Source organism: Pseudomonas sp. 2,4-D, assembly GCF_030418155.1.
Taxonomy (GTDB): Bacteria; Pseudomonadota; Gammaproteobacteria; order Pseudomonadales; family Pseudomonadaceae; genus Aquipseudomonas; species Aquipseudomonas alloputida.
In genome coordinates this window covers 52,832-66,403 of record NZ_JAUHUI010000019.1, presented here as the reverse complement: position 1 = coordinate 66,403, position 13,572 = coordinate 52,832, and the positions used below count along the sequence as shown (strand labels likewise).

Below are 13,572 nucleotides of genomic sequence, written 5' to 3'. Positions count from 1 at the left end.
CGCTTCATTCGCCGCGGATGTACTGCTCCATTTGCTTGATCAGGCTCGCCTGTTCGTCAATGGTTTCCTTGACCAGGTCGCCGATCGACAGCAGGCCGAGCAATGTGCCGTTGTCGACCACCGGCAGGTGACGCAGGTGCCGGTCGGTCATCAGGTTCATGCAGAAATCGAGCTTTTGCTTGGGCTCCACGGTGACCACCGGTGCGCTCATGATTTCGCGTACCGGCGTGGCGGCGGAAGAGCGGCCCTTGAGGACCAGTTTTCGCGCATAGTCCCGTTCACTGACGATACCCACCACCTGGCCACCCTCGACCACGGGCAGTGCACCGACGTTTTTCTCCGCCAGCAGTTTCAGGGCGTCGAGCACCGAGTCATCCGGGCCGATGGTGTACACGGTCTGGTGCTGGGACTTGGTCTTGAGGATTTGTTCGACGTTCTTCATACGGGCCTCTGCGGGTGAAAAAACGCTGTCTCGGTTTAACTAAAGCATCCGGTACGGCGCTCTGCACGGCAATGCAGGAAACGGCATGGAGGCGATTGAAAAACGTCATGGGTGGTTGCTTGTGCCGGCCTCTTCTCGGCTTTACCCGCGAAGAGGCCGGTGCAGCCAATCAGAGTTTTGGCATCTGCCCGATCCGCGCCACCATCTCGCTCACTACCTGCAGGTCCAGCATGAACTGTTCCACGGTCTTGAACTCGTTGTCGTTGTGCCCGGTGTACTTCACGTCCGGCATGGCCAGGCCAAATTGCACACCGTTGGGAAGATCGTGCACCGAGGTCGCGCCGGCCGAGGTACCAAACTCATGCTTCATGCCCAGGTTCTCCGTGGCCACAGCGAGCAGGGCCTTGACCCATTCGCCTTCGGGGTTGCGGTACATCGGCTCGTCCAGGCTGTAATCGAACGCCACCGAGGTGTTGCTTTGCCGGGTCCATTTGCCCAGTTTGTCGGCCAGTTCGTCCTTGATCGTGGCGATCGGCTTCCCCTTGGGAATGCGCAGGTTTACCGCCAGTTTCAAGCCTTTGTCATCCACCCCGACAAAGGTCAGCGAGGTGGTCAGCGGGCCCATGAACGGGTCCTTGAAGGCAACGCCGAGCTTGTTGCCCAGGTAGTCCAGGCCCCAGTTGTCGGTGGCGTAGCGGGCAGCGTCGGTAAAGTGGTTGTGCTTGAGCGGCACCTGCTGGCCGAGGCCATTGATGAAGTCGAGCATACGCGCCACCGGGTTGATGCCGGATTCCGGCTCCGAAGAGTGTGCGGAAACACCGGTAACGGTGAGCAACACCTGCTTGCCGTCGGCCTTGGCGTCGATGCTGAAGTCGCTTCCATGCTGCTTCACGTATTTGGCGCCGGCTTGCTGCAGGTGCTTGGTCAGCTGTGCCGGGTTGTCAGAAATCAGGGTCGCTACCGAAGTTGTCGGGATCTGGTTGGTAGCCAGGCCACCGGTCAGGTTGACGATCTCGGCACCTTTGCCGCTGGCTGGGCGCTTATTGAAGCTGGCCATGACCGTGCCGTAGCCTTTCTCGGCAATCACTACCGGGTAGCCGCCGTCGAGGGCCAGGTTGTATTCGGGCGTAGGGTTGCGCTCGAAGTAGTAGGGGATGGCATCACCGCTGGTTTCTTCGGTGGTGTCGATCAGCAGTTTGAACTGCCGGGCGAGCGGCAGGTTTTCATCCTTGGCCACTTTCAGCGCGTACATCGCCACCACGATGCCGTTCTTGTCGTCCTCGGTGCCGCGGCCGTACATGCGGTCACCCACCAGGGTGACCTTGAACGGGTCCAGGCGCGTACCATCGGCCAGCTTCCAGTTGTCCGGGTTGACCGGCACGACGTCAGCGTGGGCATGGATGCCGATCACTTCCTTCCCGCTGCCCAGCGAGATCTCGTACACCCGGTTGTCGATGTTGCGGAAGGCCAGGCCGAAGCTGTCGGCCAAGGCCTTGATCCTGTCGGCGATCTTGAGGAATTCAGGGTTTTCGTACTGCGGCATACCCTCGACGTTGAAGGTGGGGATGGCTACCAGTTCACGCAGGGTTTCTGTAGCGGCCTTGCCATACTTGATGCGGGTATACAGGCCGAGCAGGCGGTTGATCTCGTCTTGTTGCCCGGCGGCCAGTGGCTTGTTGGCCAGGTAGGCGTCGACGGTTGCCTCGAGGTTGTCGGCCTTGCCCAGGTCGCTGCCTTTGAGCTTGCCGAGGAATTGCTTGAAGTCGCTTGGGTCGCTGCCGTCGAAGGCTTTGACGATAGCTGCGGACTGCTGCTGGGTGAGGTTGGCCTGGGCAGGCTGGGTGAACAGGCCGATGCTGGCCAGCAACAGGGTGGTGGCGGTGAGTTTTTTCAACTGCATGGTTGTGCGCATTCCTTCGCCAATCATTGTTATGGGTTACCCGTTCGGAGAACGGGAAGACGCCCACGCTAACATCAATGACCCGTGGCACGGGAGTACCAGAAAGGTGACATGGCGCACAAACGAAAAAGCCCCGGGCTCAGGCCCAGGGCTTTCTTGATATGGCGCACTCGGCGGGATTCGAACCCACGACCCCTGCCTTCGGAGGGCAGTACTCTATCCAGCTGAGCTACGAGTGCAACGCGCACGCATGATACCCATCTGTGTCGTTGACGTCCATCGCCTTGATCTGTAGCTGTTTTTACCGTGTTGGCTGTGCAGATCCCTGTGGGACGGATACACGACAATACAGATCGGAAATGAACAACGGTTGGTCGGGAGGTACCGGCCGGAACTGGGCGCACGTCAATGCCATCGATTACGGCGCCGATAACGACAGCATCATCGTTTCAGCCCAGCATCAGGGCGGAGTAAATTGGCCATGACAAGCAATGAAACGAATTTTGGCTTCGCCCCGCGTCCGGCCGCAGCATCGTCTACCCTTCAGCGGCCATTCTGCGGGCGATTTCAGATGGGCTGTTCAACCATTCGTTCTTTTTTTCGAACAGCCTATTGTCCAACACCCCAGCAGCCGCTTAGCATTCGTTTGAGATTTCAAACGCTCGATGCCCTGCCTTGGGCGCTTTTCAACAATCAACAATTCGGGAAGCCGACATGCAGCTCAAAGACGCTCAGTTGTTCCGCCAGCAAGCCTATATCAATGGTGAGTGGCTGGATGCGGACAACGGCCAGACCATCAAGGTGACCAACCCGGCCACCGGCGAAGTCATCGGTACCGTGCCGAAGATGGGCACTGCGGAAACCCGCCGCGCCATCGAAGCCGCCGACAAGGCCCTGCCGGCATGGCGTGCCCTGACTGCGAAAGAGCGCTCGGCCAAGCTGCGTCGCTGGTTCGAACTGATGATCGAGAACCAGGACGACCTGGCTCGCCTGATGACCACCGAACAGGGCAAGCCGCTGGCCGAAGCCAAGGGCGAAATCGCCTACGCTGCCTCGTTCATCGAGTGGTTCGCCGAAGAAGCCAAGCGCATCTACGGTGACACCATCCCGGGCCACCAGCCAGACAAGCGCCTGATTGTCATCAAGCAGCCAATCGGCGTTACCGCGGCCATCACCCCGTGGAACTTCCCGGCCGCCATGATCACCCGTAAAGCCGGCCCGGCCCTGGCCGCTGGCTGCACCATGGTCCTCAAGCCGGCTTCGCAAACCCCATACTCCGCTCTGGCGCTGGTCGAGCTGGCCCACCGTGCCGGCATCCCGGCTGGCGTGCTGAGTGTGGTTACCGGCAGCGCCGGCGAAGTTGGCGGCGAACTGACCGGCAACTCCCTGGTACGCAAGCTGTCCTTCACCGGCTCGACCGAAATCGGTCGCCAGCTGATGGAAGAATGCGCCAAGGACATCAAGAAGGTTTCCCTGGAGCTGGGTGGCAACGCCCCGTTCATCGTGTTCGACGACGCCGACCTGGACAAGGCGGTCGAGGGCGCGATCATCTCCAAGTACCGTAACAACGGCCAGACCTGCGTCTGCGCCAACCGTATCTACGTGCAGGACGGCGTCTACGACGCGTTCGCCGAGAAGCTGGCCGCTGCAGTTGCCAAGCTGAAGATCGGTAACGGCCTGGAAGAAGGCACCACCACTGGCCCGCTGATCGATGGCAAGGCTGTCGCCAAGGTCCAGGAACACATCGAGGACGCCGTCAGCAAAGGCGCCAAAGTGCTGTCCGGTGGCAAGCTGATCGAAGGCAACTTCTTCGAGCCGACCATCCTGGTTGACGTACCGAAGACCGCTGCTGTCGCCAAGGAAGAGACGTTCGGCCCACTGGCGCCGCTCTTCCGCTTCAAAGACGAAGCCGAAGTCATCGCCATGTCCAACGACACCGAGTTCGGCCTGGCCTCGTACTTCTACGCCCGTGACATGAGCCGTGTGTTCCGTGTCGCCGAAGCCCTGGAGTACGGCATGGTGGGTATCAACACCGGCCTGATCTCCAACGAAGTGGCGCCGTTCGGTGGTATCAAGGCTTCGGGCCTGGGCCGCGAAGGTTCCAAGTACGGTATCGAGGACTACCTCGAAATCAAATACCTGTGCATCAGCGTCTGATAGCACGGTAAAGGCTTTACCTCTGCCAGCGGGGCGCGAGAGCGACGTCTCGCTGGCCTTTTTTACATTGCAGTACCTGGTGGCCAGGGCGTTCACGACAGTCGATCAACGAATACTGTTCGCGAGCACTCCCAGCCGCCCCCGAATAAAAGCGCCATTCCTGTCGGCGCAATGAGGGCATTATGAGCAAAACCAACGAATCCTTGATGCAACGTCGTGTAGCTGCCGTCCCACGTGGCGTCGGCCAGATCCACCCGATCTTCGTCGACACCGCGAAGAACTCGACCGTGATCGACGTTGAAGGCCGCGAACTGATCGACTTCGCTGGCGGCATCGCAGTACTGAACACCGGCCACCTGCACCCGAAAGTGGTTGCAGCCGTGCAAGAGCAGCTGACCAAGGTCAGCCACACCTGCTTCCAGGTGCTGGCTTACGAACCCTACGTAGAGCTGTGCGAAAAGATCAACAAGCTGGTCCCAGGCGACTTCGACAAGAAGACCCTGCTGGTCACCACCGGCTCCGAAGCCGTTGAAAACGCCGTCAAGATCGCCCGTGCTGCCACTGGCCGCGCTGGCGTCATCGCCTTCACCGGCGGTTATCACGGCCGTACCATGATGACCCTGGGCCTGACCGGCAAGGTCGTGCCGTACTCCGCTGGTATGGGCCTGATGCCAGGCGGCATCTTCCGCGCCCTGTTCCCGAGCGAACTGCACGGTATCAGCGTTGACGACGCCATCGCCTCGGTCGAGCGCATCTTCAAGAACGACGCCGAGCCGCGCGACATCGCCGCAATCATCCTTGAGCCAGTGCAAGGCGAAGGCGGCTTCCTGCCAGCGCCGAAAGAGCTGATGAAACGCCTGCGCGCCCTGTGCGACCAGCACGGCATCCTGCTGATCGCCGACGAAGTACAAACTGGCGCTGGCCGTACCGGCACCTTCTTCGCCATGGAACAGATGGGCGTTGCGCCTGACCTGACCACCTTCGCCAAATCCATCGCTGGCGGCTTCCCGCTGGCCGGTGTGTGCGGCAAGGCCGAATACATGGACGCCATCGCTCCTGGCGGCCTGGGCGGTACCTACGCGGGTTCGCCGATCGCTTGCGCCGCGGCCCTGGCCGTGATCGAAGTGTTCGAGGAAGAAAAACTGCTGGACCGCAGCAAGGCTGTGGGTGAGCGCCTGACCGCTGGCCTGCGCGAAATCCAGAAGAAGTACCCGATCATCGGCGACGTCCGTGGTCTGGGCTCGATGATTGCCGTCGAAGTCTTCGAGAAGGGCACTCACACCCCGAACGCTGCTGCTGTTGGCCAGGTTGTCGCCAAGGCTCGTGAAAAGGGTCTGATCCTGCTGTCTTGCGGCACCTACGGCAACGTCCTGCGTATCCTGGTTCCGCTGACCGCCGAAGACGCGCTGCTGGACAAGGGCCTGGCCATCATCGAAGAGTGCTTCGCTGAAATCGCCTGATGTGACGCGCTTCAGAAAAAACCCGCCTAGGCGGGTTTTTTTATGCCCAGATAAGCCATGTGGCGCTATGGTTATCGGAGGACTGGCTTTGGAAGCTGCGACGGACTGTGTGTCAGGCTATTCAGGAGTAGTTGGCGATGAGCGCTGCAGCCCCCACCCCACCAAGCGTACTGATTGTCGAAGGCGATCCTTGGGTACGGGACATGCTCAGCGAGATGCTGCTCAGCGTGCGCTGTGACGCCCGCCTGCAGGTATGCGCGGATGGCTCGCAGGCACTCAGTGCCTTGTCCAGCAAGCCTGACCTGATCATCGCTGCCCGCGAGCTGGCCGGTGTCGACGGCCTCGACCTGCTGCGCAAGGTGCGCGCCAAAGGGCCAGGGGTGCCGTTCATTCTCATGAGTAACCGCAATGACAGCGCCAGTGTGCGCGAAGCGCTGCCCCTGCACCCCACGGCTTACCTGAGCAAGCCGCTGAACCTGGATAACCTGCGCAAGCGCCTGCAAGAGTTGCTGCTGGCCGTTGGCGAGGAGATTGCCTGCCCGATACCGGCGTTGCAGGCGGGAGCCAGCCTGCCAGCCTATCTTGAGCAGCGCCGCGCTACCGCCGATGGCGGGCCGCTGTTGGCCGATGTGCAGGTAGCGATCAATCGAGCGCTGAACCCCCAGGGCCTGAACCTCAGGGTGCTCGAAGAGGAAGTGCGTAACGACCCGCAAGTCACGGCGGTGCTGATCGCTGCCGCCAATAGTGCGGCATTGCACCGTGATGCCCCGGTGCAGACGTTGCTGCAGGCCCTGAACAAGCTTGGCAGTACCCAAAGCATGAACCTGATCCTGGGCATGACCCTCAAGCGCAGCGCACGCCTCAGTGACCCACTGTTGGCGGAGCACGCGACCCGTTACTGGGACCTGTCACTGCACACTGCCGAATATGGCCGCACCTTGGCGCGTATGCTCGAGCTGGACGAGGGACGTTGTTATTGCGCTGGCTTGCTGCATTGCCTGGGCGACCTGGCGGTGTTGCGCTGCCTGCAAGAGTGGCGCTTGGCCGGGGGAGATCTGGACGAGCGCAATGTGCAGCAATCGCTGGAAGAGTTTGGTGCGGCGTTCGGCTCGGCGCTGCGTACTCGCTGGCGTTTGCCGCTGGCACTGCGCGAGTTGATCGCTGCGATATACCAGTTGGGCGGTGGCGTTTACTCGCGGGAGATCCTGGCCATGAACCTGGCTGGGCAGTTGTCGCGGCTGCCGGCTGAGCAGGGGCTGGAGAAGGTGGCCAGCGGCAAGACGGCGCGCCTGCTCAAGCTTGGCCTGCCGGAGCTGAGGCGGTTGCGCAAGGTGGAGAACCCGGAAGTAAAGCCGCAGGAAGATCCGCCGGTGGCAGGGGCCGAGGTTTCCAGCTGAGATTCTGGGGCCGTCGTGGGCTTGCCCGCTTGTATGGCGCCGGCCCCGCGAATACCGGCCAACGCCGGAGTCCTGCCCCGTGCCGCCGGATCAGCCGCGGACTATCTGGTTCTTGCCCTGCCGCTTGGCCTGGTACATTGCCGCATCGGCCCGCGCATACAGGCTGTCCAGCGCCACATCCTCATCGGTCAGCCCGGTCAACCCCTGGCTCACCGTCACCCCGTACGTCTGCTGGCCATGGCTGAAGCTCAAGTGCTGAATCTGCCGTTGCAAGCGCTCGGCAATCTGCTCCGCGACCTGGGCGTTGCAGCCCGGAAACACCGCCGCAAATTCTTCGCCGCCAATGCGTCCGAACAGGTCGCCCCGGCGTAGCACGGCCTTGCCGCTGTCGGCGATGTGTTGCAGCACCTGGTCGCCTTCCTGGTGGCCATAGCTGTCATTGATGCGTTTGAAGTCGTCGATATCCAACAGCAGGAAAGCCAGCGGTGTACCGTCCGCGCGTGCACTGTCGAAGGCTTGCTGAGCACATTCGAAAAAGTGCCTGCGGTTACTGCTCTGGGTCAGCACGTCGGTGGTGGCCAGGCGCTGCAGTTCGCCTTCAAGCTGCTTCTTCTCGGTGATGTCTTCGGCGATACCGACAATGATTACCCGGTCGCCATCGTGCTGCTGGTTGATGTAGCACTTGTCGCTCAGCCAGCGCAGTTGCCCATCGGCATTGAGGATGCGGTACTCGCGGTCTTCCACCGCGCCCTTGAGCAGTACCTGGGCCAGGCTACGTTCGGCGAACTCGAGGTCGTCGGGGTAGATGCTGTCACGCCATTCGTTGTAGTCAGCCAGCACCAGGCTGACCGGGCGGCCGAAGATGCGCTCGTAGGCTGGGCTCACGTACAGCACCTGACGGGTTTCCCAGTCGAAGGCCCAGAGCACTGCGTTGACGCTGTCGAGCAACGAGCTGAACAGCTGATCACGCTCACTCAGGCGGGCAACCTCACCTTGGGCGTGGAGTAACGCCAGTAAAGTCTGGGCGGCTTCGGGAGGAGGGGTGCCGGGGAAAATCGTGGGAATGTTCTTGGCCATGTGCACGGAGCAGGTCTCAACGTGAAAGCGTGCGGCCAGCATCCGGCCCGCCACGCAGGCGATATTCCGGATTCGAGTGGAGAGGTGAGGGCGAAGTTCCGAATGGCACGCCCCGCTGGGGGGCGTGCCGATCAACGGCGGTCAGGCGCCGGTCGGGCGCAGCGAGTAAGTCTTGAGTTGTGCCGCGAAGTCGCGCAGTGCCTGGATGCCGCTGGTTTCGGCCTCATGTACCCAGTCTTTCATGGCTGCCAGCATGTCGTGGCCGTTAGCACTGGTGCGCGCCCAGATCTGCTGCAGGGCCAGGCGCTTTTCGTAGATGGTTTTCAGTGCCTGGCTATGCGCGAGCATGGACTCGATGCGCACGTGGTGGCGGTCTTCCAGGAGGCTGGTTTCGCGAGACAGCAGCCGCTTGGCACGGCGGAAGCGGTGGCGCACCGAGGCATCGACACGGGCCAGTTCCTGTTTCACCAGCGGGCCGATCACCAGCTTGCGGTACTGGGCCATGATCTGGAAGCGGTTGTTGAGGATGGCCATGGCGGTGTCCATGTCCAGGCTGGCCTTGCCGGCCACCCGGTGGGCGATGGGCGCCACGCGCTGCACCTTGGCCAGACGCAGCAGGCAGAACAGGCGGATCCACGCCCAGCCCATGTCGAACTCCCAGCGTTTGACCGAGAGCTTGGCCGAGTTGGGGTAGGTGTGGTGGTTGTTGTGCAGTTCTTCACCGCCGATGACGATGCCCCAGGGCACCAGGTTGGTGGCGGCGTCGCGGCATTCGAAGTTGCGATAGCCCAGGGCATGGCCCAGGCCGTTGACCACCCCGGCGGCCCAGAACGGAATCCACATCATCTGCACCGCCCAGATGGTGATGCCCAGGGTGCCGAACAGCAGCAGGTCGATCACCGCCATCAGTGCGATACCGCCCAGTTTGTAACGCGAGTACAGGTTGCGCTCGATCCAGTCATCCGGGCAGTTCTTGCCATAGATGCGCAAGGTTTCGGGGTTGCGCGCCTCTTCACGGTACAGCTCGGCACCTTTGCGCAGCACTGTTCCCAGGCCCTTGTACACCGGGCTGTGCGGGTCGTCGGGGGTTTCGCACTTGGCGTGGTGCTTGCGGTGGACGGAGGTCCACTCACGGGTGTTCTGCGCCGTGGTCAGCCACAGCCAGAAGCGGAAGAAGTGCTTGAGCGCGCCGTTGAGCTCCAGGGCCCGGTGCGCGGAGTAGCGATGCAGGTAGACCGTGACGCTGACAATGGTCACGTGGGTCATCAACAGAGTGATGCCGACCAGTTGCCAGGCCGACAGGTCGAGCAGGCCGTTATACCACATAGGTGCAAATACCCTCGAAATGCAGGGGGAAGGGCTGATTATCCCTTGGCGGGGAAATAAAACCAGTCAACCGTTGAGATAGGAGGTCACGACATGTTTCAGCCTTTATAATGCCCACTCCTTTTTGATGGCCTTTCCCACCCGACATGTCTGTTTCCGTTCGCGACGCCTTGCGCATGGCTGCGCTGTATGTGGTGCTCTCGATCCTCTGGCTTGCGCTGGCGGAGGTGATGCTGCACAGCATGACTGACGATCCCTTGGCACTGACCGTGGGGCGGCAGATCAACGTGGTGGTCTGGGTGCTGCTCAGTGCCTTGCTGATCTATGTGTCGCGCGTGCGCCTGCTCAATTTCATCGGTCATGGCGCGCGTTTGCGTTGTGAAGACCGTGAACGGCTGCGCATGGCTGCCGCAGTGTTCGACAGTACCCTCGAAGGTGTGCTGGTGACCGACCGCCAAGGCCTGATCGTGCACGTCAATCGTGCCTTCATGCGCATCACCGGCTACCAGCAGGATGAGGTCATCGGCCAGCGCCCGAGCAAGTTCAAGTCCGGCCACCATGGCCTGGCCTTCTACCAGGAGGTTTTCGCCACCCTGGCCGAGAAGGGCGAGTGGAGCGGTGAAATCTGGAATCGGCGCAAAAGCGGCGAGATCTACCCGCAGTGGCAGACTATTTGCGCCATTCGCGACGACGAAGGTGAGCTCAGCCATTACGTGGCGGTGTTCAGTGACATCAGCGCCATCAAGCATTCGGAACAGGAACTTGCCTATCTGGCCCACCACGACCCGCTGACTGGCCTGCCCAACCGCCTGCTGTTTACCGACCGGGTGGAGCAGGCATTGGCGGCGGCGCAGGCCAACAAGCGCGGTTGCGCCTTGTTGCTGCTGGACCTGGATCACTTCCAGAGCATAAACGACGGCCTGGGCCATACCATTGGCGACCAGTTGCTGAAGCTGGTGGGCGAGCGTCTGGGGGAGGTGTTGGGTAACGGTGTGACCCTTGCGCGTCTGGGCGGCGACGAATTCGGCGTGCTGGTCGAGAACTGCCAGCAGGTCGGCCAGGCGGGCAAGCTGGCGCAGTGCATCATCGAGCGTATGCGTGAGCCGTTTCAGTTCGAGGGCAACCGTCTGTTCATCAGCGCCAGCGTCGGAATCAGCCTTTACCCCAGCGATGCCTTGGGTGCCGAGCAATTGCTGCGCAATGCCGACTCGGCGTTGTACAAGGCCAAAAGCAACGGGCGGGCCTGCTATGCGCTGTACACCGAAGAGCTGACCGCCCATGCACAGCATCGGGTCGAGACCGCCGCTGAATTGCGTCGGGCCCTGGAGCAGGATGAACTGCGGGTGTACTTCCAGCCGGTACACGACCTGGCGTCAGGCCGACAGGTCGGGGTCGAGACGCTGGTGCGCTGGCAGCACCCCAGGCGCGGCCTGGTACCGCCGGGCGAGTTCATCCCGATTGCCGAACGCACCGGCCTGATTGCCGAGATCGATACCTGGGTGCTGCAACAGGCCTGTCGGCAAATGGTGCAGTGGCAGGCTCAAGGCCGGCAGCTGACATTTGTGGGGGTGAACATCTCCAGTCGCCTGTTTGGCCAGCATGAGCTGTATCGGCAGGTAGCCGAAGTGCTGCACGACACCGGCCTCGCCCCGGCCTTGCTGGAGCTGGAAGTGACCGAAAGCGCGGTGATGGAAGACCCTGAGGTGGCGCTGGAGCAACTGCACCGCTTGCGCGAACTGGGGGTGACCCTGGCCATCGACGACTTTGGCACCGGGTATTCGTCACTGCTGCGGCTCAAGCGTTTGCCGGTGCAGAAGCTGAAAATCGACCAAGGATTTGTGGCTGGGTTGCCAGTGGATGAAGACGACATCGCCATCGTGCGGGTGATCATCGCCTTGGCCCGTAGCATGGGTATGCAGGTGCATGCCGAGGGCATCGAGCAGGCGGAGCAGGCCAGCTTCCTGTTGCAGGAGGAGTGCCAGTTGGGTCAAGGGTACTGGTTCGGGCGGCCAGTGCCGGCTGAGGATCTTCGCTGGGATTGAGAGCGGGCTGCAACGCAGCCCTGGATTTCAGCGCTTGTTCAAACCCTTCGCCAGGCGGTCCCCGCCCAGTTGGATCAACGCCACTAACGCTACCAGCATGGCGATCACGGTCAGCATGATCTGGCTGTCGAAACGCTGGTAGCCATACCGATAGGCGATATCCCCAAGCCCGCCGGCACCAATCGCCCCGGCCATCGCCGACGAGTTGATCAAGGTCACCAAGGTAATGGTGAAGCCCCCGACGATCCCCGGCAGCGCCTCGGGCAACAGTACATGCCAGATGATGTGCCTGCGCCGGCAGCCCATGGCCTGTGCGGCTTCCACCAGACCATGGTCGACTTCACGCAGGCTGACCTCGGCAATCCGCGCAAAGAACGGTGTGGCGGCAATGGTCAGCGGCACCACGGCCGCCCACACACCATAAGTGGTACCCACCACCAGGCGGGTGAAAGGAATCAGCGCAACCATCAGGATCAGAAACGGAATCGAGCGGAACAGGTTGACGAAGGCGCCCAGCACCCGGTTCAGCAGCCGCGCCTCGAAGATCCCGCCCTTGTCGCTGGTGACCAGCAGCACCGCCATGGGTACACCCACCAGCAGGGCGATCAGTGACGAAACCCCAACCATCAGCAGCGTATCCAGCAAGCCTTCCAGCAGGCGATCAATCCACATGGCCCAATACCTCCACGTCCTCGGCCCAACGGCGGGCACGTTCCAGCAATTGATGGGTGTCGTGCGGCGAGTGTTGCACCGAGAGGATGAGTTGCCCCAAGGCATGTTCGCCGATGGTTTCCACGCCGCCCTGCAGCAGACGCACACGCCCGCCCAGGTCGTTGAACAGGGCAGACAGCTCTGGCTCGCCGAGCACCGTCAGTTTCAGCACTACGGCGCTGTTGCCGCTCGCCGGGCGGGCCTGGAGGCTGGCTTGCAGTGCGGCGGGTAGCTTGGCCTGCAAATGGGCGAGCAGGGTGCGGGTAACCTCGTGACGGGGTGAGCCAAACACCCGCCAGACCTCGCCCTGCTCGACCACTGCGCCGCGTTCCAGTACCACTACCCGGTGACAGATGTCGCGAATCACCGCCATTTCGTGGGTGATCAGCACGATGGTCAGGCCCAGGCGCTGGTTGATATCGCGCAGCAGCTCCAGGATTGAGGCGGTGGTTTCCGGGTCCAGCGCCGAGGTGGCCTCGTCGCACAGCAGGATCTCGGGGCTGTGCACCAGTGCCCTGGCAATGCCCACGCGCTGTTTCTGCCCGCCGGACAGTTGCGCCGGGTACACGTGATGTTTTTCCTGCAGGCCGACCAGTTCCAGCAATTCGCGCACTTTGCGCTGGCGCTCGGCCTTGGGCACGCCGGCGACTTTCAAAGGCAATTCGACGTTCTGCCACACGGTCTTGGCCGACATCAGGTTGAAGTGCTGGAAGATCATGCCGATGCGCCGGCGCAGGGCCACAAGGTGGTCCTCATCGAAAAGCGCGATATCCACCTGGTCGATCAATACGCGGCCCTGGCTGGGTTTCTCCAGGCGGTTGATGGTGCGCAGCAGTGATGACTTACCGGCGCCGCTGCGGCCGATGATGCCGAAGATCTCGCCATGGCGGATGTTCAAGTCGATGCCTTGCAACGCCGGTTGCGCCTGGCCCGGGTAGGTCTTGCCCAGGCCGATGAAGCGTACATGGGCTTCATTGACCTCGGGGCGCAGGGCCTGTTCTCTGGCCAATGGCGGCAGTGCTTGGGGTGTGGGCGCCCTGAGCGCGTTGGCCTGGCTCAT

At 62.0% G+C, this 13,572-nt stretch carries 11 protein-coding genes and 1 tRNA gene; 5 read left to right on the top strand and 7 right to left on the bottom strand.

Features of this window, described 5'->3' with window-relative positions; genetic code table 11:
- Positions 1 to 4: 4 nt before the first annotated feature.
- The 3 genes from QYE47_RS15370 to QYE47_RS15360 form a co-directional block, all read right to left on the bottom strand.
- Positions 5 to 442, bottom strand: coding sequence for a CBS domain-containing protein (locus QYE47_RS15370; RefSeq protein WP_070383349.1), 438 nt, complete (start codon positions 440 to 442; stop codon positions 5 to 7).
- 169 nt (positions 443 to 611) lie between these two features.
- Complete coding sequence (locus QYE47_RS15365; protein ID WP_070383350.1) at positions 612 to 2,342, bottom strand: dipeptidase; 1,731 nt, start codon at positions 2,340 to 2,342, stop codon at positions 612 to 614.
- Positions 2,343 to 2,504: 162 nt separating this feature from the next.
- Positions 2,505 to 2,581, bottom strand: a tRNA-Arg gene (locus tag QYE47_RS15360).
- Between the two features lie 120 nt (positions 2,582 to 2,701).
- Between QYE47_RS15360 and QYE47_RS15355 the strand changes: the two genes are divergently transcribed.
- From QYE47_RS15355 to QYE47_RS15340, 4 genes are all read left to right on the top strand, one after another.
- Entirely contained in the window at positions 2,702 to 2,827 is a 126-nt protein-coding gene (locus QYE47_RS15355; RefSeq protein ID WP_014589313.1) for an aryl-sulfate sulfotransferase, read from the top strand.
- A gap of 229 nt (positions 2,828 to 3,056) precedes the next feature.
- Positions 3,057 to 4,499 carry an NADP-dependent succinate-semialdehyde dehydrogenase gene (gabD, locus tag QYE47_RS15350; protein ID WP_010951596.1) on the top strand — a complete coding sequence of 481 codons (1,443 nt, stop codon included), beginning with the start codon at positions 3,057 to 3,059 and terminating at the stop codon, positions 4,497 to 4,499.
- Between the two features lie 182 nt (positions 4,500 to 4,681).
- Positions 4,682 to 5,959, top strand: coding sequence for a 4-aminobutyrate--2-oxoglutarate transaminase (gene gabT, locus QYE47_RS15345; protein WP_003255866.1), 1,278 nt, complete (start codon positions 4,682 to 4,684; stop codon positions 5,957 to 5,959).
- Between the two features lie 137 nt (positions 5,960 to 6,096).
- Complete coding sequence (locus QYE47_RS15340) at positions 6,097 to 7,356, top strand: response regulator (protein ID WP_014589314.1); 1,260 nt, start codon at positions 6,097 to 6,099, stop codon at positions 7,354 to 7,356.
- A 90-nt stretch (positions 7,357 to 7,446) separates the two neighbouring features.
- Here the strand turns inward: QYE47_RS15340 and QYE47_RS15335 are convergent, their stop codons facing one another.
- Together QYE47_RS15335 and desA are read right to left on the bottom strand one after the other, a co-directional pair.
- Positions 7,447 to 8,475 (bottom strand): sensor domain-containing diguanylate cyclase, encoded by a 1,029-nt coding sequence (locus QYE47_RS15335; RefSeq protein WP_014589315.1) that lies wholly within the window; start codon positions 8,473 to 8,475, stop codon positions 7,447 to 7,449.
- A gap of 99 nt (positions 8,476 to 8,574) precedes the next feature.
- Positions 8,575 to 9,759, bottom strand: coding sequence for a delta-9 fatty acid desaturase DesA (desA, locus tag QYE47_RS15330; protein ID WP_070383351.1), 1,185 nt, complete (start codon positions 9,757 to 9,759; stop codon positions 8,575 to 8,577).
- Positions 9,760 to 9,905: 146 nt separating this feature from the next.
- On the opposite strand from desA, the gene dibA reads away from it, so the two are divergent.
- On the top strand, positions 9,906 to 11,801 hold the full coding sequence (dibA, locus tag QYE47_RS15325; RefSeq protein WP_014589317.1) for a phosphodiesterase DibA: 1,896 nt from the start codon (positions 9,906 to 9,908) through the stop codon (positions 11,799 to 11,801).
- A gap of 27 nt (positions 11,802 to 11,828) precedes the next feature.
- Here the strand turns inward: dibA and QYE47_RS15320 are convergent, their stop codons facing one another.
- Together QYE47_RS15320 and QYE47_RS15315 are read right to left on the bottom strand one after the other, a co-directional pair.
- Positions 11,829 to 12,473 (bottom strand): methionine ABC transporter permease, encoded by a 645-nt coding sequence (locus QYE47_RS15320; RefSeq protein ID WP_014589318.1) that lies wholly within the window; start codon positions 12,471 to 12,473, stop codon positions 11,829 to 11,831.
- Complete coding sequence (locus QYE47_RS15315) at positions 12,463 to 13,572, bottom strand: methionine ABC transporter ATP-binding protein (RefSeq protein ID WP_014589319.1); 1,110 nt, start codon at positions 13,570 to 13,572, stop codon at positions 12,463 to 12,465. The genes QYE47_RS15320 and QYE47_RS15315 overlap by 11 nt, the downstream gene beginning before the upstream one ends.